The sequence below is a fragment of the Enterobacter chuandaensis genome (assembly GCF_003594915.1).
Classification (GTDB): Bacteria; Pseudomonadota; Gammaproteobacteria; order Enterobacterales; family Enterobacteriaceae; genus Enterobacter; species Enterobacter chuandaensis.
Genome location: NZ_QZCS01000003.1, coordinates 24,834 through 44,283 on the forward strand (window position 1 = coordinate 24,834; position 19,450 = coordinate 44,283).

Annotated in this window: 15 protein-coding genes; 11 read left to right on the forward strand and 4 right to left on the reverse strand. The window is 57.8% G+C overall.

Going from position 1 to position 19,450, the window contains the following annotated elements; all coding sequences use genetic code 11:
• Positions 1 to 3: 3 nt before the first annotated feature.
• The 4 genes from murQ to tadA are packed head-to-tail and all read left to right on the forward strand — an operon-like array spanning position 4 to position 3,473.
• Complete coding sequence (murQ, locus tag D5066_RS05740) at positions 4 to 897, forward strand: N-acetylmuramic acid 6-phosphate etherase (RefSeq protein ID WP_080328396.1); 894 nt, start codon at positions 4 to 6, stop codon at positions 895 to 897.
• An 11-nt stretch (positions 898 to 908) separates the two neighbouring features.
• Positions 909 to 2,270, forward strand: a complete 1,362-nt coding sequence (locus D5066_RS05745; protein ID WP_119915334.1) for a PTS transporter subunit EIIC — start codon at positions 909 to 911, stop codon at positions 2,268 to 2,270.
• Positions 2,271 to 2,273: 3 nt separating this feature from the next.
• Complete coding sequence (gene yfhb / locus D5066_RS05750; RefSeq protein WP_119915335.1) at positions 2,274 to 2,909, forward strand: phosphatidylglycerophosphatase C; 636 nt, start codon at positions 2,274 to 2,276, stop codon at positions 2,907 to 2,909.
• 24 nt (positions 2,910 to 2,933) lie between these two features.
• A complete protein-coding gene (gene tadA / locus D5066_RS05755) occupies positions 2,934 to 3,473 on the forward strand; it encodes a tRNA adenosine(34) deaminase TadA (RefSeq protein WP_119915336.1) in 540 nt (179 codons plus the stop codon).
• Here the strand turns inward: tadA and mltF are convergent.
• Positions 3,361 to 4,911 carry a membrane-bound lytic murein transglycosylase MltF gene (gene mltF / locus D5066_RS05760; RefSeq protein ID WP_080328400.1) on the reverse strand — a complete coding sequence of 517 codons (1,551 nt, stop codon included), beginning with the start codon at positions 4,909 to 4,911 and terminating at the stop codon, positions 3,361 to 3,363. The two genes, tadA and mltF, sit on opposite strands and share 113 nt — an antisense overlap.
• Before the next feature lie 267 nt (positions 4,912 to 5,178).
• On the opposite strand from mltF, the gene purL reads away from it, so the two are divergent.
• The 5 genes from purL to glnB all read left to right on the forward strand — a co-directional run bounded on the left by purL (position 5,179) and on the right by glnB (position 13,493).
• Positions 5,179 to 9,066 (forward strand): phosphoribosylformylglycinamidine synthase, encoded by a 3,888-nt coding sequence (purL, locus tag D5066_RS05765; RefSeq protein ID WP_119915337.1) that lies wholly within the window; start codon positions 5,179 to 5,181, stop codon positions 9,064 to 9,066.
• 532 nt (positions 9,067 to 9,598) lie between these two features.
• On the forward strand, positions 9,599 to 11,023 hold the full coding sequence (gene qseE / locus D5066_RS05770; RefSeq protein ID WP_119915338.1) for a two component system sensor histidine kinase QseE/GlrK: 1,425 nt from the start codon (positions 9,599 to 9,601) through the stop codon (positions 11,021 to 11,023).
• A 4-nt stretch (positions 11,024 to 11,027) separates the two neighbouring features.
• Positions 11,028 to 11,765, forward strand: a complete 738-nt coding sequence (gene qseG / locus D5066_RS05775) for a two-component system QseEF-associated lipoprotein QseG (protein WP_080328402.1) — start codon at positions 11,028 to 11,030, stop codon at positions 11,763 to 11,765.
• The gene (gene glrR / locus D5066_RS05780; RefSeq protein WP_119915339.1) at positions 11,752 to 13,089 is read left to right on the forward strand and encodes a two-component system response regulator GlrR; all 1,338 of its coding nucleotides are present in this window, start codon (positions 11,752 to 11,754) and stop codon (positions 13,087 to 13,089) included. Before qseG ends, glrR begins: the two co-directional genes overlap by 14 nt.
• Before the next feature lie 65 nt (positions 13,090 to 13,154).
• Entirely contained in the window at positions 13,155 to 13,493 is a 339-nt protein-coding gene (glnB, locus tag D5066_RS05785; RefSeq protein ID WP_003860685.1) for a nitrogen regulatory protein P-II, read from the forward strand.
• 50 nt (positions 13,494 to 13,543) lie between these two features.
• On the opposite strand, the gene hmpA is transcribed toward glnB, so the two are convergent.
• Positions 13,544 to 14,734: an NO-inducible flavohemoprotein gene (hmpA, locus tag D5066_RS05790; RefSeq protein ID WP_119915340.1), complete on the reverse strand. Its 1,191-nt coding sequence runs from the start codon at positions 14,732 to 14,734 to the stop codon at positions 13,544 to 13,546.
• 302 nt (positions 14,735 to 15,036) lie between these two features.
• Between hmpA and glyA the strand changes: the two genes are divergently transcribed.
• On the forward strand, positions 15,037 to 16,290 hold the full coding sequence (gene glyA, locus D5066_RS05800; protein WP_119915341.1) for a serine hydroxymethyltransferase: 1,254 nt from the start codon (positions 15,037 to 15,039) through the stop codon (positions 16,288 to 16,290).
• Positions 16,291 to 16,344: 54 nt separating this feature from the next.
• On the opposite strand, the gene D5066_RS05805 is transcribed toward glyA, so the two are convergent.
• Positions 16,345 to 16,767, reverse strand: a complete 423-nt coding sequence (locus D5066_RS05805) for a DoxX family protein (protein ID WP_119915342.1) — start codon at positions 16,765 to 16,767, stop codon at positions 16,345 to 16,347.
• A gap of 172 nt (positions 16,768 to 16,939) precedes the next feature.
• Here D5066_RS05805 and D5066_RS05810 point away from each other — a divergent pair, with 172 nt between their 5' ends.
• On the forward strand, positions 16,940 to 18,079 hold the full coding sequence (locus D5066_RS05810; RefSeq protein ID WP_080328406.1) for a 3-phenylpropionate MFS transporter: 1,140 nt from the start codon (positions 16,940 to 16,942) through the stop codon (positions 18,077 to 18,079).
• Here the strand turns inward: D5066_RS05810 and csiE are convergent, their stop codons facing one another.
• The gene (gene csiE / locus D5066_RS05815) at positions 18,080 to 19,357 is read right to left on the reverse strand and encodes a stationary phase inducible protein CsiE (RefSeq protein ID WP_080328407.1); all 1,278 of its coding nucleotides are present in this window, start codon (positions 19,355 to 19,357) and stop codon (positions 18,080 to 18,082) included.
• Between the last annotated feature and the right edge of the window lie 93 nt (positions 19,358 to 19,450).

The following is a 19,450-nucleotide window of genomic DNA, read 5'->3' on the forward strand; positions in this document are numbered from 1 at the left end:
AAGATGAATCTTGGCTCACTTGTTTCTGAAACGCGTAACCCGCAAACCATGGATCTGGATGCCCTCTCCACCCTGGAGCTGGTTAACCGTTTTAATCAACAGGATACGCTGGTCGCGCAGGCAGTAAAAGAGACATTGCCTGAGGTGGCGAAAGCGGTCGATGCGGCGGCGGAAGCCCTCAAGGCTGGTGGTCGCATTATCTATATGGGGGCCGGTACCAGCGGGCGTCTTGGTGTGCTGGATGCTTCCGAATGTCCGCCCACCTTTGGCGTTCCGCACGGCCTGGTGGTCGGTTTAATTGCCGGTGGTCCCGGTGCGCTGCTGAAAGCGGTAGAAGGGGCGGAAGATAATAAACAGCTGGGTGAAGATGACCTGAAAGCGCTGAACCTGACCGCGCAGGATCTGGTGGTCGGGCTGGCGGCATCCGGGCGCACGCCGTACGTCATTGGTGGCCTGGAATACGCCAACCGGACGGGCTGCACGACGGTCGCTATCTCCTGTAACCCGGGCTCACCGATTGCGCAGGTCGCCGCTATCGCCATCTCTCCGGTCGTCGGGCCGGAAGCGCTCACCGGCTCCACGCGCCTGAAATCCGGGACCGCGCAAAAGCTGGTGCTCAATATGATCTCCACCGGCGCGATGGTGAAGTTCGGCAAGGTCTATCAGAACCTAATGGTGGATATGCAGGCCACCAACGTCAAGCTGGTGGACAGAGCCTGCCGCATGGTGATGGAGGCGACAGGCGCGGCTCGGGAAGAGGCGGAGGCGGTGCTCAGGCAGACCGATCACGACGTCAAACCGGCCATCCTGATGATTTTAAGCGGGCTGGATGCAGCAGCAGCACGAGCCAAACTTGAGGCGCATAATGGCTTCTTACGGGCGGCGTTAGAAAACTAGCAGAGGCGTGTATGGACAAAACAGCAGCGCTCGCCAGCGATATCCTGCAGGGGATTGGTGGGGAGAAAAATATTCAGCGTCTGGAAAACTGCATGACGCGCGTGCGCGTCGAGGTGCATAACGACGATCAGCTTGACGTGCCGCGCCTGAAACAACTCTCCGGCGTGAGCGGGTACGTGAAACAGGGGCAGCAGCACCAGCTGATCGTCGGGCCGGGCAAAGCGGCGCAGGTTGTCGATGCCATGCGCGCGCTGATGGTCGGCGGCGCGAGCGTGACGGTCGACGACGCTGAACGTACCAAAGCGCAGGTGAAGGCGAAATACAAAGCCCCGATGAGCGACGCGCTGCGACAGCTGGCAAACGTCTTTATCCCGCTGATCCCGGCGTTTATTGCCTCCGGCTTGATCACCGGGATCATCAACATCCTCAAGCGACCGGATATCGTGGGGGACTTTGCCACGCAGTATCCGAACCTGCTGGGGATTCTCGGGATCTTCGGTAGCGCGGTGTTTGCCATCATGAACATCCTGGTGGGGGTGAACACGGCCAAAGTGTTTGGCGGATCGCTGGCCATGGGCGGCGTAATGGCGGGGATCTTGTCCAGCCCGCAGCTGGCGCAAATCACGCTGTTTGGCGAGGCGCTCCAGCCTGGCCGCGGCGGGGTGATCGCCGTGCTGCTGGTGGTTATCCTGATGTGCTGGATCGAGAAAAAGCTGCGCGCGGTTCTGCCTGGCTCGATTGAGCTTATCCTTAATCCGCTGCTGACCACGCTAATTACCGGTAGCGTCGCGATTGTGGTTCTTCAGCCGTTAGGCGGGTGGATTTCTGACGCCATCGCCCACGGTGCGTCTCTGGCTATCGACCGCGGCGGCCTGCTGGTGGGGGCGGTGCTGTCTGGCACCTTCCTGCCGCTGGTGCTGACCGGCCTGCATCAGGGGCTGGTTCCCATTCACGTCGAGCTGGTGCAGGCGCACGGCTATAACGCGTTGCTGCCTATCCTGTCGATGGCGGGCGTCGGGCAGGTGGGGGCAGCGATTGCCGTCCTGATGAAAACCCGCAACGCGCGCCTGAAAAAGGTGATCAAAGGGGCGCTGCCGGTCGGGCTGCTCGGCATTGGCGAGCCGCTGATATTTGGCGTCACGCTGCCGCTGGGTAAACCCTTCCTTGCAGCCTGTCTGGGGGGCGCGGTAGGCGGGGCGCTTATCAGCTACTGGAAAGTCGCTACGGTTATCACCTTTGGTCTCTCCGGTTTACCGCTGGCGTTAACCATCGTGACCGGAAAAGTCATGCTCTATCTGTTAGGCTATTTAGTAGCGGTGATCGCCGGGTTCCTGTTTACCTGGCTGTTAGGATTCAACGACCCAGAGGAGTAAGGTTTGGCCAATCACGAGCGTCGCGTTGTCTTTTTCGATCTGGATGGAACGCTGCATCAGCAGGATATGTTTGGTACGTTTATGCGCTACCTGCTGCGGTGCCAGCCTCTGAACGCGCTGCTTGTCCTGCCGCTCTTACCTGTGATTGGCATCGCGCTGCTGGTGAAAGGCCGGGCGGCGCGATGGCCGATGAGCCTGCTGCTGTGGGGATGCACCTTTGGCCACAGCGAAGCGCGGCTCAAACAGCTCGAACAGGATTTCGCGCACTGGTTCCGCGGCCACGTCGCCGCGTTTCCCGTGGTTCAGGCGCGCCTGACCAGCTATCTTGACGCCAACGATGCCGACATCTGGCTGATTACCGGCTCCCCGCAGACGCTGGTGGAGCAGGTCTACTTTGATACCCCCTGGCTGCCGCGCGTAAATCTTATCGCTACGCAAATTTCCCGCGGCTACGGCGGCTGGGTTCTGACGATGCGCTGCCTGGGGCATGAAAAAGTGGCCCAACTGGAAAAACGCATCGGCACGCCGCTGCGCCTTTACAGCGGCTACAGCGACAGCAAGCAGGACAACCCGCTGCTCTATTTTTGCCAGCATCGCTGGCGCGTTACTCCCCTCGGTGAACTTCAGCAACTCGAATAGTCTTATCTATAAGGGGTGTGTATAATGCCGCCCGCTTTTCGACTGGAGTATCAGCCCTTGTCCACCTCAGAACACAATCATGAATACTGGATGCGCCACGCGCTGGCGCTGGCTCAACGTGCCTGGGACGAGGGCGAAGTGCCCGTGGGCGCGGTGCTGGTTCATAACAACCAGGTGATTGGGGAAGGGTGGAACCGTCCTATTGGTCGCCACGATCCTACCGCGCATGCCGAAATTATGGCGCTTCGTCAGGGCGGACTGGTGCTGCAAAACTATCGCCTGCTCGATACCACCCTGTACGTGACGCTGGAGCCGTGCGTGATGTGCTCCGGTGCAATGGTGCACAGCCGAATCGGGACGCTGGTGTTTGGCGCGCGGGATGAAAAAACCGGGGCCGCCGGTTCACTGATGGACGTGCTGGGTCACCCGGGAATGAATCATCAGGTGCAGACTATCGGTGGGGTACTTGCACCAGAGTGTTCGGGGCTATTAAGCGATTTCTTTCGAATGCGCCGTCAGCAGAAAAAGCAACAAAAGGCAGAATTGAAGTTGTCGGGTGATTAAGCTCGTCCGGCGCCACAACCGGATAACTTTCCGCCAGCTGTTTTGCCTCGGTCGCCTCTTTCTCTTTCTCCAGCAGATAGCCGACCAGGCTAATCTGATACTTACGGATATTTTCCACATAGGCGTAGGCTTCATGTCCGCGCGCGTAGCCGTACGTCAGCTTGTTGTACCATGGCTTCTGGCTCAGCAGCGGCAGGCGCTGTTTTACGTCTGACCAGCTGTCCGGGTTCCCCTTCGTTTTCGCCGTCAGAGCCCGCGCGTCAAGCATGTGCGCATAGCCCATGTTGTAGGCCGCCAGCGCAAACCAGATCCGTTCCTCTTCCGGCACCGTCTCCGGCACTTTAGCCATCATATCCTGCAGGTAGCGCGCCCCGCCGCTGATGCTCTGTTCCGCATCGGTACGGTCGTTCACGCCCAGGCTTAACGCGGTATTTTTGGTTAACATCATCAGTCCGCGTACGCCAGTGGGCGACGTGGCCTGGGTGTCCCAGTGGGACTCCTGGTACGAGATCGCCGCCAGCAGTTTCCAGTCAATTTCCTGGGCGTATTTTTCGAATAGCGGCTGCAGGTCCGGCAGGACGCTGTCCACCGCGCGCAGGAAGCTGCGGGTGTCAACGTAGTCAAAGTCATCACCGTGGCCGAGGTACTTCTCCTCAAGGCGTGCCAGCGTGCCGTCTTCATTAATGGTGTTATAGAAATCGAGCATGGCCGCCGAGAGGGTCTGGTCGTCATCCAGATGGGTAAACCAGGTCACCGGCTGTTCGTCCGTTACGTCCAGCGCCACGGCGATTTCAGGATGCACCCGCTGGAACAGGCTGATCGCCACCGAATCAGCGATGGTGTAGGGCAGTTTCTGATCTTTGACCTGATCCAGCAGCTCCGTCGTGCCGAGTTTAGGGTCAACCGTCCAGCTCAGGTCGGGATATTTCTTCTCTTTCAGCTCACGCAGATCGTCAATCACCACGTGGCCGGGAGCAATCGTTAGCTGTTGCGCGTTAATCGAGGCCAGCGTACGCGGGCGCAGGCTCCCGACACGATAGACCAGCTGCTGGGAAACGGAATAGTAGGTCGGTCCTGGCTGGTAGTTCTTGCTGCGCTCGCTGTTGTACACCAGCCCGGCAGCGAGGATATCGGCATCGTCATTATCCAGGTCGTCAAACAACTGGCTGATATTCTGACGCACGGTAATTTTGAGCTTTACGCCCAGGTAGTCAGCGAACTGCTGCGCCAGCTCATAATCCAGACCGATGGTTTTGCCGTTGATGTCGCTGTAAATCAGCGGAGAGTTGAGGGTACTGACGCGCAGTTCCCCCCGCTCCTGAATGGCGGCGATTCGGTTTTCGGCTTTGCCGAACCAGGGGATGGAAGGCCAGAGGGCCACTGCCAGCAGCAACGTAACAATGCCGATGAGCAGATAATTAATCTTTAATTTTTTCAATTAGTTAATTCTCTGCGACGCCGGTTGCCTCAGTCTGCTGTAGCCATGTTAATCATAAGGTTTGCCATTGAATGAGCGGCATTTTGCGTAAACTTGCGCCACTTGGCAACCAATTAGAGAGACAGGTCACATCTATTGTTAAATGCTGAAGTCGATTTTATTTCGACGCAAACGGTTTCGTCGACGCTCAGGATTCTCTATAATGACGCCCGTTTTCCCCCCTTGCGCACACTGTAAGCGCCCCGGCGCTTCGAAGACGAGAGACTTATGATGGAAATTCTGCGTGGTTCGCCTGCACTGTCTGCCTTCCGTATTACCAAACTGCTGGCACGTTTTCAGGCGGCCGACCTTCCGGTAAGCAATATTTACGCTGAGTATGTCCATTTTGCTGACCTGAATGCCCCCCTGAATGCAGAGGAGCGCGTACAGCTGGAACGCCTGCTCAAGTATGGCCCAAATCTGAGCAGCCATACGCCAACCGGCAAACTGATCCTTGCGACGCCGCGTCCGGGCACCATCTCCCCCTGGTCTTCCAAAGCCACCGATATTGCTCACAACTGCGGCCTGAGCCAGATTAACCGTCTGGAGCGCGGCGTGGCGTACTACGTTGAAGCCTCTACCCTGAGCGACGCGCAGTGGCAGGCCGTTGCGGCGGAGTTGCACGACCGCATGATGGAGAGCGTGTTTGCCTCTCTGGATGACGCACAGAAATTGTTCTCCCACCATCAGCCTGCGCCGGTACAGAGCGTAGACCTGCTGGGGCTGGGCCGTCAGGCGCTGATTGACGCCAACCTGCGTCTCGGCCTGGCGCTGGCAGAAGACGAAATTGACTACCTGCAGGACGCGTTCGTTAAGCTCAACCGCAACCCGAACGACATCGAACTCTACATGTTCGCGCAGGCCAACTCTGAGCACTGCCGCCATAAGATTTTCAACGCCGACTGGATTATCGACGGCGAACAGCAGCCGAAGTCGCTGTTCAAAATGATTAAAAACACCATGGAACAAACCCCTGACCACGTGCTGTCTGCCTATAAAGACAACGCCGCGGTGATGGAAGGTTCCGAGGTGGGCCGCTTCTTCGCCGATCGCGAAGCAGGGCGTTATGACTTCCATCAGGAGCCTGCGCATATCCTGATGAAAGTGGAAACCCACAACCACCCGACGGCCATTTCTCCGTGGCCGGGTGCGGCGACCGGCTCCGGCGGTGAAATCCGTGACGAAGGGGCGACCGGCCGTGGGGCGAAACCAAAAGCGGGTCTGGTCGGTTTCTCCGTTTCTAACCTGCGCATCCCTGGCTTTGAACAGCCGTGGGAAGAAGATTTCGGCAAGCCAGAGCGCATCGTGACCGCGCTGGATATCATGACCGAAGGCCCGCTGGGCGGCGCGGCGTTCAACAACGAATTTGGTCGTCCGGCGCTGAACGGTTACTTCCGTACCTACGAAGAGAAAGTGGACAGCCACAACGGCGAAGAGCTGCGCGGCTACCACAAACCGATCATGCTGGCGGGCGGGATCGGCAACATCCGTGCCGATCACGTGCAGAAAGGCGAAATCGTCGTCGGTGCGAAGCTGATCGTGCTCGGCGGCCCGGCCATGAACATCGGTCTGGGCGGCGGTGCGGCCTCCTCTATGGCCTCCGGCCAGTCTGATGCGGATCTCGATTTTGCTTCCGTGCAGCGCGACAACCCGGAAATGGAGCGTCGCTGCCAGGAAGTGATCGACCGCTGCTGGCAGCTGGGCGATGCCAACCCGATTCTGTTCATCCACGACGTGGGCGCGGGCGGTCTGTCCAACGCCATGCCGGAGCTGGTGAGCGACGGTGGCCGCGGCGGACGCTTCAACCTGCGCGACATCCTGAGCGATGAGCCAGGCATGAGCCCGCTGGAGATCTGGTGCAACGAATCCCAGGAGCGCTACGTGCTGGCGGTTGCTGCGGATCAGCTGCCGCTGTTTGACGAGCTGTGCCGCCGCGAGCGCGCGCCGTATGCCGTTATCGGTGAAGCAACCGAAGAGCAGCACCTTTCCTTAAGCGACACCCACTTTGACAACCAGCCGATCGATCTGCCGCTGGACGTGCTGCTCGGTAAAACACCGAAGATGACCCGCGACGTAACAACCCGTAAAGCGGCAGGCAAAGCGCTGGATCGCCAGGGCATTACCGTGGCGGAAGCGGTTAACCGCGTGCTGCATCTGCCTGCTGTGGCAGAGAAAACCTTCCTCGTGACCATCGGCGACCGTACCGTGACCGGTATGGTATCGCGCGATCAGATGGTTGGTCCGTGGCAAATCCCGGTCGCTAACTGCGCCGTGACCACCGCGAGCCTCGACAGCTACTACGGCGAAGCGATGGCGCTGGGCGAACGCACCCCGGTGGCGCTGCTGGACTTCGCGGCCTCTGCCCGTCTGGCTGTCGGTGAAGCGCTGACCAACATCGCCGCGACGCAGATTGGCGACATCAAACGCATCAAACTTTCCGCAAACTGGATGGCCGCAGCCGGTCACCCTGGCGAAGATGCTGGCCTGTATGAAGCCGTGAAAGCGGTGGGCGAGGAGCTGTGTCCTGCCCTCGGCCTGACCATTCCGGTGGGCAAAGACTCCATGTCGATGAAAACCCGCTGGCAGGAAGGCAACGAGCAGCGCGAGATGACCTCTCCGCTGTCGCTGGTGATCACCGCGTTTGCCCGCGTGGAAGACGTGCGTCACACCGTTACGCCGCAGCTTGTGACCGAAGACAACGCCCTGCTGCTGATTGACCTGGGTAAAGGTCACAACGCGCTGGGTGCCACCGCGCTGGCGCAGGTTTATCGCCAGCTTGGCGATAAGCCAGCCGACGTGCGTGACGTTGCCCAACTGAAAGGCTTCTACGATGCCATCCAGGCGCTGGTGGCGCAGCGTAAGCTGCTGGCCTACCACGACCGCTCCGACGGCGGCCTGCTGGTGACCCTGGCAGAGATGGCCTTCACCGGCCACTGCGGCGTGGAAGCGAATATTGCAACGCTTGGCGAAGATCGCCTGGCGGCGCTGTTTAACGAAGAGCTGGGTGCGGTGATTCAGGTTCGCGCCGCAGACCGCGAGGCGGTGGAAGCGATTCTGGCGAAGCACGGTCTGGCAGACTGCGTCCACTATCTGGGTAAAGCCGTTCTGGGCGACCGCTTCGTCATTGAAGCAGACGGTCACGCGGTGTTCAGCGAAAGTCGCACCACGCTGCGCATGTGGTGGGCAGAAACCACCTGGCAGATGCAGCGCCTGCGCGATAACCCGGAATGCGCCGATCAGGAGCATAACGCGAAAGCGAATGACCTGGATCCAGGCCTGAACGTGAAACTCTCCTTCGACATCAACGAAGATATTGCTGCGCCGTACATTGCGACCGGCGCGCGTCCGAAAGTGGCGGTGCTGCGCGAGCAGGGCGTTAACTCCCACGTTGAGATGGCGGCAGCCTTCCACCGTGCGGGCTTTGACGCCATCGACGTCCACATGAGCGACCTGCTGGCCGGACGTACCGGTCTGGAAGATTTCCAGGCGCTGGTGGCGTGTGGCGGCTTCTCCTACGGCGACGTGCTGGGCGCGGGCGAAGGCTGGGCGAAGTCCATCCTGTTCAACAGCCGCGTGCGCGACGAGTTCGAGACCTTCTTCCACCGTCCGCAAACCCTGGCGCTGGGCGTGTGCAACGGCTGCCAGATGATGTCTAACCTGCGCGAGCTGATCCCGGGCAGCGAAGTCTGGCCGCGCTTTGTGCGTAACCAGTCCGACCGCTTTGAAGCCCGCTTCAGCCTGGTAGAAGTGACTCAGAGCCCGTCTCTGCTGCTGCAGGGAATGGTAGGGTCGCAGATGCCAATCGCCGTTTCCCACGGTGAAGGTCAGGTAGAAGTGCGCGATGCGGCGCATCTGGCTCAGCTTGAGAGCAAAGGTCTGGTGGCGCTGCGCTTTGTCGATAACTTCGGCAAGGTGACGGAAACCTATCCGGCGAACCCGAACGGCTCCGCCAACGGTATTACGGCGGTGACCAGCGAAAGCGGTCGTGCGACCATCATGATGCCGCACCCGGAGCGCGTGTTCCGTACCGTGAGCAACTCCTGGCACCCGGAAAACTGGGGCGAGGACAGCCCGTGGATGCGTATCTTCCGCAACGCGCGTAAACAGCTGGGTTAAGTTTTAGCGCAGTACCTGTAGGCCCGGTAAGCGCGAGCGCCACTGGGCTTTTTTGTATCTGTCGCAAAATCGCGACAAATAATATATGCCGATGTCTCCAAAAGGAGACATTTAAGTCATTGATTTCTATAGGGTGGTATGGGTTCCCGTTAAGGTGTTGCTTAATAGCGACACTTAGCCTGGAAATCATTCAATGCACAACCAACAAGTTAAACGAGTAAAAACTATATATTTCAACATGTTAATATTTTGTTTTGCATTCTGGCACGGGTGTTGCATAATATTAACCAGTGGCTCATTCACCTTCTTATGTCAGCCCCTTCGGGACGTGCTACATAAACTTCGAATGACGCACAAAAAGGTGCCTGCCGTCCAACTACTGATCATTGCGTTGCTTTATCAGGCCAGGGCGAAACGTCGAGTTAGGCACCGCCTTATTCCATGACAAAGCCGGGTTTTTACCCGGCTTTGTTGTATCTGAAGGGCAGACTCAGTTACGCTCTCCGTAAACCCCCATGAAGAGAGTAATGCGTTGAAACGCTGGCCCGTTTTCCCACGCTCCCTGCGACAGCTCGTAATGATGGCCTTCCTGCTGATCCTGCTGCCGCTGCTGATCCTTGCCTGGCAGGCATGGCAGAGCCTCAACGCGCTCAGTGCCCAGGCGGCATTAACGAACCGCACCACGCTTATCGACGCCAGGCGCAGTGAAGCGATGACCAACGCCGCGCTGGAGATGGAGCGTAGCTATCGTCAGTACTGCGTGCTCGACGATCGGACGCTGGAGAAGGTGTACCAGAGCCAGCGCAAACGCTACAGCGAAATGCTGGATGCCCACGCAGGTGTGTTGCCGGATGACAAGCTGTATCAGGCGTTGCGCCAGGATCTGAACGATCTCGCGCAGCTGCAGTGCCAGAACAGCGGCCCGGATACGGCTGCCGCCGCGCGCCTTGAAGCGTTCGCCGCCGCTAATACCGAAATGGTACAGTCTACGCGCACGGTTATTTTCTCTCGCGGGCAGCAGTTGCAACAGGAGATTGCCGAGCGCGGCCAGTTCTTCGGCTGGCAGGCGCTGGTGCTGTTCCTGGTAAGCCTCGGGCTGGTGCTGCTCTTTACCCGCATGATCATCGGCCCGGTGAAGGGTATCCAGCGCATGATCAACCGCCTGGGGGAGGGGAAATCACTCGGGGATACGGTCGCCTTTAAAGGCCCGCGCGAGCTGCGATCCGTCGGCCAGCGCATTATCTGGCTGTCTGAGCGCCTGGCGTGGCTCGAATCTCAGCGCCACCAGTTTCTGCGCCATATTTCCCATGAACTGAAAACGCCGCTGGCCAGCATGCGTGAAGGAACGGAGCTGCTGGCAGATGAAGTGGCAGGGCCGCTTACGCCGGAGCAGAAAGAGATCGTCGAGATTCTTGATGCCAGCAGCCGCAATCTGCAAAAGCTCATTGAGCAGCTTCTGGACTACAACCGCAAGCTGGCAGATGGGACGGTGGTGCTGGAAACCGTCGAGATTGAGCCGCTGGTGGATATGGTGATCTCCGCCCATAGCTTGCCGGCACGAGCTAAAATGATGCATACCGGGGTGGAGCTGAGTGCGCCAACCTGCCTGGCTGAACCCATGCTGTTGATGAGCGTTCTGGATAATCTTTATTCCAATGCGGTGCACTATGGTACTGAATCCGGTAACATTTATATCCGAAGCTATACGAAGGGTTCCCGGGTGTTTATTGACGTCGCTAACACCGGCACCCCGATCCCCGATGACGAAAAAACCATGATCTTCGAACCCTTTTTCCAGGGAAGTCATCAGCGGAAAGGTGCGGTAAAAGGAAGTGGTCTGGGCTTAAGCATCGCCCGGGACTGCATACGACGCATGCAGGGTGAGCTAAACATTGCCACGGACGAACGTTCGGATGTTTGCTTCCGTATTGAACTGCCCCTGAGCCGGAAAAATTAATAAAATGAATCTATGTCTGGTGAGTATGTCACACGTCTTTTTCCGCGCCGTACGCGCGGTGTTTTCCAGCAAAACGCGTTTTCTGAGTCTGCCCTGTTTAGTCCTGGTGGGGTGCGTATCCCATGCCCCGCAAAGTGCAATAAGCGATAAACAGGAAGATAAATGGCCAGATAACCAGCTGGCTGATTTTCTCTCCACCCGCTGTGACGACATCTGGAACCTGTCAGGACATGATGTCGAGAATAATCCCCTGTTCTGGCTACGCGGGATAGATTGCGCCCAGCGGCTTGCGCCAGTGGACGCCCGCTCGAAAGCGGCGATGCTGGATGACGATACCTGGCAGGATGCTTTCAAACGCGGGATATTACTGGCTGATGCGAAAATTACCCCCGTTGAGCGTCGGGCCAACGTGACCCGGCTGGACACGTTTGTGGTCAATCTTCCGGTACAGGTGCGCCCGGTTTACCAGCTCTGGCGTGATGGACAGACGCTCCAGCTTCAGCTGTCTGAAGAGCGCTCCCGCTACAGTAAGCTACAGCAGTCAACCGACAGCGAGCTTGATACGCTGCGTCAACAGCAGCAACATTTACGGAGTCAGCTGGATACCACGACCCGCAAGCTGGAAAACCTGACCGATATTGAAAGACAGCTCTCGTCGCGTAAATATCAGCCTGGCAGTTCATCCGCTGCACCGGACAGCGATATGCCGAAACAAGAGGATGTGAAGCATGACGAGCCGTAAACCCGCCCATCTCTTACTGGTGGATGACGATCCCGGTCTGTTAAAGCTGCTGGGGATGCGTCTGGTGAGTGAAGGCTACACCGTGGTGACCGCAGAGAGCGGGCAGGAGGGGCTTAAAGTCCTCAGCCGCGAGAAGATTGACCTGGTGATCAGCGACCTGCGGATGGACGAAATGGACGGTATGCAGCTGTTCGCCGAAATCCAGAAGCAGCAGCCGGGCATGCCGGTAATTATCCTGACGGCGCACGGGTCAATCCCGGATGCTGTTGCCGCAACCCAGCAGGGCGTGTTCAGTTTTCTTACCAAGCCGGTGGATAAAGACGCGCTCTACAAAGCCATCGACAGCGCGCTGGAGCACGCCGCACCGTCCGGTGACGACGCCTGGCGTGAATCCATCGTCACCCGCAGCCCCGTTATGCTACGTCTGCTTGAGCAGGCACGGATGGTCGCCCAGTCAGACGTCAGCGTGCTGATTAACGGCCAGAGCGGTACCGGGAAGGAGATTCTGGCCCAGGCTATTCACAACGCCAGCCCGCGCAGCAAAAACGCTTTTATCGCCATCAACTGCGGCGCGCTGCCGGAACAATTGCTCGAATCTGAACTGTTTGGTCATGCCCGCGGCGCCTTCACCGGTGCGGTAAGCAGCCGTGAAGGGCTGTTCCAGGCCGCGGAAGGCGGCACGCTGTTCCTGGACGAGATTGGCGACATGCCTGCGCCGCTGCAGGTCAAACTGCTGCGCGTGTTACAGGAGCGAAAAGTTCGCCCGCTGGGCAGCAACCGCGACATCGACATCAACGTACGAATCATTTCCGCCACCCACCGCGATTTGCCCAAAGTGATGGCGCGCAACGAGTTCCGTGAAGATCTCTACTACCGGCTGAACGTGGTGAACCTGAAGATCCCGGCGCTGGCGGAGCGCGCGGAAGATATTCCGCTGCTGGCGAACCATCTGTTGCGCCAGGCGGCCGATCGTCATAAACCGTTCGTGCGCGCGTTTTCCACCGATGCGATGAAACGGCTGATGGCCGCCAGCTGGCCGGGTAACGTCCGCCAGCTGGTGAACGTGATTGAGCAGTGCGTGGCGCTGACGTCGTCGCCCGTTATCAGCGACGCGCTGGTGGAGCAGGCGCTGGAAGGGGAAAACACGGCCTTACCGACGTTTGCGGAAGCGCGTAACCAGTTCGAACTGAACTATCTGCGCAAGCTGCTGCAGATAACCAAAGGCAACGTGACCCACGCGGCGCGGATGGCCGGACGCAACCGCACCGAGTTCTATAAGCTGCTCTCACGCCACGAGCTGGAAGCAAACGATTTTAAAGAGTAATGCCGTATGGTACTGTGAGCAATCGATTACGAGGCAGCTTACAGGCAAGAGTTTAAGGACCCACCATGAAAAAGATTGATGCGATTATTAAACCTTTCAAACTGGATGATGTACGTGAAGCGCTGGCGGAAGTGGGCATCACCGGGATGACCGTGACGGAAGTGAAAGGTTTTGGTCGCCAGAAGGGCCACACCGAGCTTTATCGTGGCGCAGAGTACATGGTCGACTTTCTGCCGAAAGTAAAAATTGAAATCGTGGTCAGCGACGATATCGTCGATACCTGCGTGGATACCATTATCCGCACGGCGCAGACGGGCAAAATTGGCGACGGGAAAATCTTCGTCTTTGACGTGGCGCGCGTGATCCGTATCCGTACCGGTGAAGAAGACGACGCAGCGATTTAACAATTCGCCACCCGGCGAAAAAAAGCCCCTCGTTCGAGGGGCTTTTTGCGTTACAGCACCTTATGCGGCCCGAAACATTCGTAATGAATGTTGTCTTTATTCACGCCCAGCTCAACCAGCTGCTTCGCGGCATACTGCATAAACGCCACTGGTCCACAGACGTAGAACTGCATTTCAGGCGCGCTAAACGCCCCTTCCATCTGGCTTAAATTCATCAGACCTTCGCTGTCAAAGCGTGCGGCAGTGCGGTCTGCCTCCGTCGGCAGGCGATACCAGGTATGCGCGGTGAAACGCGGCAGGGCTGCTCCCAGCGTTTTCACTTCATCCGCAAAGGCGTGCACGTCGCCGTTTTCCGCAGCGTGGAACCAGTTGACCTGCGCGTCGTGGTTTGCTTTCGCCAGCGTGTCCAGCATCGCCAGCATTGGCGTTTGGCCGACGCCCGCAGAGATAAGCGTAACCGGGGTATTCGTTTCAACGGCCATAAAGAAATCGCCCGCCGGCGCGGCCAGATGGACCACGTCGCCCACGTTGGCTTCGTTATGTAGCCAGCTGGAAACCTGACCGCCGTCCTCACGCTTCACCGCAATGCGGTAGCCTTTGCCGTTTGGCTTGTGGGTCAGGGAGTACTGGCGAATCTCCTGGTGCGGGAAGCCTTCAGGCTTCAGCCAGACGCCCAGATACTGACCTGGCTGGTAATCGGCAACCGGCTGACCGTCCACTGGCTCGAACTCAAAGCTGGTGATCAGTGCGCTGCGCGGCGTTTTCTCGACGATGCGGAAGGCGCGTGTACCTTCCCATCCACCCGTTTTACCGGCGTTTTCGCTGTAGATTTGCGCTTCACGGTTGATGAATACGTTTGCCAGCACGCCGTAGGCTTTACCCCAGGCGTCCAGCACCTCCTGGCCCGGGCTGAACATTTCGTCCAGCGTCGCCAGCAGGTGGCCGCCGACAATGTTGTACTGCTCAGGTTGGATCTGGAAGCTGGTGTGCTTCTGCGCGATTTTTTCCACCGCAGGCAGCAATGCCGCCAGGTTTTCGATGTTGCTGGCGTAGGCGGCAATAGCGTTGAACAGCGCTTCACGCTGATCGCCGTTACGCTGGTTGCTCATGTTGAAAATCTCTTTGAGCTCCGGGTTGTGCGTGAACATGCGATCGTAGAAATGGGCGGTCAGTTTAGGACCCGTTTCAACCAGCAGGGGAATAGTGGCCTTCACGGTAGCGATGGTTTGGGCGTCGAGCATAGCAGCTTCCTTCTGATGTTCTTTAATGATGTATTTTTAATGCATCTTATAAAAATACCCCTGCAATGTAAATGGTTCTTTGCATAGTGAAAAATATGCATCACAAACCTGAAAAGAAATCCGCTAGAAATAGTGAGATCTTTATTCCTCAAACCCTTGCGTGGCGTGAAGGTAAACGTTTGCGTAAAATCGTTTGTCAAGACCTGTTATCACAGAACTATTCAGTTATACTGTTGCCCGTCGTCCAACAGGACTGCCTTTTCAGGCCAAAATTTACTTGTTAGCTGAGTCAGGAGATGCGGATGTTAAAGCGTGAAATGAACATTGCCGATTATGATGCCGAACTGTGGCAGGCTATGGAGCAGGAAAAAGTACGTCAGGAAGAGCACATCGAACTGATCGCCTCCGAAAACTACACCAGCCCGCGCGTTATGCAGGCGCAGGGCTCTCAGCTGACCAACAAATACGCTGAAGGTTACCCGGGCAAGCGCTACTACGGCGGCTGCGAATACGTGGATATCGTTGAGCAGCTGGCTATCGACCGTGCGAAAGCACTCTTCGGCGCTGACTACGCGAACGTCCAGCCGCACTCCGGCTCTCAGGCTAACTTTGCGGTCTACACCGCGCTGCTGCAGCCGGGCGATACCGTTCTGGGTATGAACCTGGCGCAGGGCGGCCACCTGACTCACGGCTCCCCGGTGAACTTCTCCGGCAAACTGTACAACATCATCCCTTACGGTATTGATGAGTCCGGTAAAATTGACTACGAAGACATGGCTAAGCAGGCCAAAGAGCACAAGCCGAAGATGATCATCGGTGGCTTCTCTGCTTACTCCGGTATCGTTGACTGGGCAAAAATGCGTGAAATTGCAGACAGCATCGGCGCGTACCTGTTCGTTGACATGGCACACGTTGCGGGTCTGATCGCCGCAGGCGTTTACCCGAACCCGGTTCCTCACGCTCACGTTGTGACCACCACCACCCACAAAACCCTGGCGGGTCCACGCGGTGGCCTGATCCTGGCGAAAGGCGGTGACGAAGAGCTGTATAAGAAACTGAACTCCGCCGTGTTCCCAAGCGCGCAGGGCGGCCCGCTGATGCACGTTATCGCGGCTAAAGCGGTAGCGCTGAAAGAAGCGATGGAGCCAGAGTTCAAGGTTTACCAGCAGCAGGTTGCTAAGAACGCCAAAGCGATGGTGGAAGTGTTCCTGAACCGTGGCTACAAAGTGGTGTCTGGCGGGACTGAAAACCACCTGTTCCTGCTGGATCTGGTTGATAAGAACCTGACCGGTAAAGAAGCTGACGCTGCCCTGGGCCGCGCCAACATCACCGTTAACAAAAACAGCGTGCCAAACGATCCGAAGAGCCCGTTCGTGACCTCCGGTATCCGTATTGGTTCTCCGGCTGTGACTCGCCGCGGCTTTAAAGAAGCGGAAGTGAAAGAGCTGGCTGGCTGGATGTGTGACGTTCTGGACAACATCAATGACGACGCGGTTATCGAGCGCGTCAAAGGTAAAGTTCTGGATATTTGCGCACGCTTCCCGGTATACGCATAATTCTTCTGCTTTGCAGAAATAAAAAAGGCCGCGCTTGCGGCCTTTTTTTATGCCTTAACGCCGGTCGAGGGAAATAGCCCCCGGTCCCACAATCGCCAGCAAAATAAACGCACCAGCAATACTGACGTTCTTGTAGAAATTAATCATATTCGGCACAACCGCATCACCGGTCATATCCCAGTAATGGTGACCAATCACCGCCGTGCCCAGCGTATAGAAAACAAACAGAACCGCGAGGGGGCGGGTGAAAAAGCCCAGTACGATCAGTATCGCCGCGGGCACTTCCATTACCACCGCAATAATCGCGGCCAGCATGGGCATGGGGGTACCGAGCGACGTCATATACTGAACGGTGCCGCTAAACCCCGTCAGCTTGGGATAGCCAAAAATAATAAACAGGACAACGACGGCGATGCGGGCAATCAATAGCAGGAAGGAGCGTGAGGAGCCGAAATCGAAATAACGTAAGCTGTTCATGGCAAACGACCTCTTCAGGCGATGTCTTTTAAACGTAATACAATTTTGTCGCTCTCGCCATACGCCGACCGGCTGTTCATGATGTTAATTTATCGTTAATTTATAGCGCGCTAACGACTTGCTAAAGTGCAGGATAAACGCCAGACTATCGCCTCCATTTCGGGAGGGATTCATGGTCTTGCATTCCACACGCTGGCTGGCGCTCAGCTACTTCACCTACTTTTTTAGCTACGGTATTTTTCTGCCTTTCTGGAGCGTCTGGCTCAAGGGTATTGGTTTGACGCCAGAAACTATAGGCATCCTGCTGGGCGCGGGGCTGGTAGCACGTTTCCTCGGTAGCCTGCTGATTGCCCCCCGCGTCAGCGATCCCTCTTTACTGATTAAAGCGGTGCGTATTCTGGCGCTGCTGACGCTGGTCTTTGCGGCCTGCTTCTGGGTCAGCCACCAGTTTGCCTGGCTGATGGTGGTGATGGTTGGCTTTAACCTGTTTTTCTCTCCTCTGGTTCCCTTAACGGACGCGCTGGCAAACACCTGGCAAAAGCAGATCACCATGGACTATGGCCGCGTGCGCCTGTGGGGCTCGATTGCCTTCGTGATCGGCTCGGCGCTGGTGGGGAAACTGGTTAGCCTTTACGACTACCGCGCGATTCTGGCTCTGCTCAGTATCGGTATAGCCTCGATGCTGTTGGGGATGCTGCTGCGTCCGTCAGTGATGCCGCAAGGGGAAAGCCGTCATCAGGAGAGCGCGGGCTGGCCCGCCTGGCGGAGCCTGGTAGCACAGAGCTGGCGTTTTCTGGCGTGCGTTTGCCTGCTTCAGGGGGCGCATGCGGCCTATTATGGATTCAGCGCCATCTACTGGCAGGGGGCGGGCTACTCTGCCTCTGCGGTGGGTTATCTCTGGTCGCTCGGCGTGGTTGCGGAAGTGATCATCTTTGCGCTCAGTAAAAAGCTGTTCCGCCGCTTCGGCGCGCGGGATCTGCTGCTGCTTTCCGCCGTCTGCGGCGTGGCGCGCTGGGGGATTATGGGCTGGACGACCGATCTGCCGTGGCTGATTGTGGCGCAGATCCTTCACTGCGGCACCTTCACCGTGTGCCATCTGGCGGCGATGCGCTATATCGCGGCGCGTGAGGGCGGGGACGTGATCCGTTTGCAGGCGGTCTACTCTGCGGTGGCGATGGGGGGCAGCATTGCGGTGATGACGGTCTTTGCAGGCTTCCTGTATCAGCACCTGGGGCACGGCGTATTCTGGGTTATGGCGCTGGTTGCGCTCCCGGCGATGTTTGTTCGACCGAAAGTGGCCGCGCGCGCGTAGCTACGATTCCAGCATGGCGCGAATATGTTCCTGCTGCTGCACGTTCAGTGATTCAACCGCGTGGATCAGCGGCGGCGAGAACAGCGGCAGCGCGGTAGGATAGGGGGTGACAACCAGCGCGGCCTCGCGCGGTGCCCCCTCTTTCTGGAACGCCTGCAGCGTCAGATAGCGAATGTTGAGCGGCAGCAGGGTTAACTCGCGCAGCTGCTGTTCAATCACCTCCTCACAGGATTTATCCTCCCCGGTCAGCAGCACCACCTGTTTCTCATGCAGATCGGTCTCCTGCATCAGCCAGGCACCGAAAATCACCGCCACCAGCGCCATCTCTTCATCGGAGAACCGCAGCCCAAATTCGGCTTCCAGCTCAAACAGTGCCTCTTTAGTTGTGCGTAACAGCCGGGGATAGAGACGGTGAATTTCCTCGGGCAGGCTATTGTCGATGCCGATCTCAAACAGCGAGCGGTCCAGCGCCTGAGCCAGATGGATATATAGCTGATCGGTCAGCCCCTGCTCATCGCTGAAGTTCATCCCGGTTTGCGAGCGGAAACGGGCCACCATGCGTACAATGGCGCGGCGCAGGCGCTGATCCTGTTGGTGTTTATCAAGCACCGGATCGGGCGTGCGGAGCATCATAAACAGCAGCGCCAGAAACAGCTGCTCGTCCACGTGCGCGCCCTGCGGCACGCGCCGCTTCCAGTGACGGACGATCTCCTGCGCCGTAAAATACTCTCCCCGCGACTGGGTCCAGCTGCGCTGGGCGTGGGAAAACTGCGGTGTATTCCCTAAATGATGCTGGATGAGACAGTATTGTAAATAGAGCTGCAAAAACTGGACGTCGCGGCATTCAAACTGACGCTGCAGCTTGCGTGAGCAGAAGTTGATCAGCGCCCGCAGGTTAGCATCGTCGTAAAGCGGCCGCGCGATGCCGTGCTGTTTAAGTGCCGTTTTTAAGGCTGGCGTAAACTGGTGCGAGACAAACTGCGGGCAAAGGCGGAGTGCCCTGCGCAGCCAGTGCAGCAGACATAAACGCTGATTCAGGGCGGTGCCTTCAATTCGGTAGCTGCCGTCATGGTGCGTGACGATATCCAGCCGGTGATAGCGCTGGATTTCATCGCGCGTCTCGGCTATATCTTGCCGTGCCATAACGTCGTCCACGCCGTTGGCAGCGATTATGCTCTGTGCGGTGACGGCAGCATCGGGCAGGTAAAGCATTAATAGCACCTGGCAGCGGCGCTGCGAACTGGAAAGCACAGATGGAATTTCAAGCGTCGTCATCATCTGTCGGGTATCCAGTGTGAATGTTTGATAAGAATAGCTAAAGGATGGGCGCTGAAAAGCGCGCCGGCAGCCCTTTCACTCAGGATTGCTGGG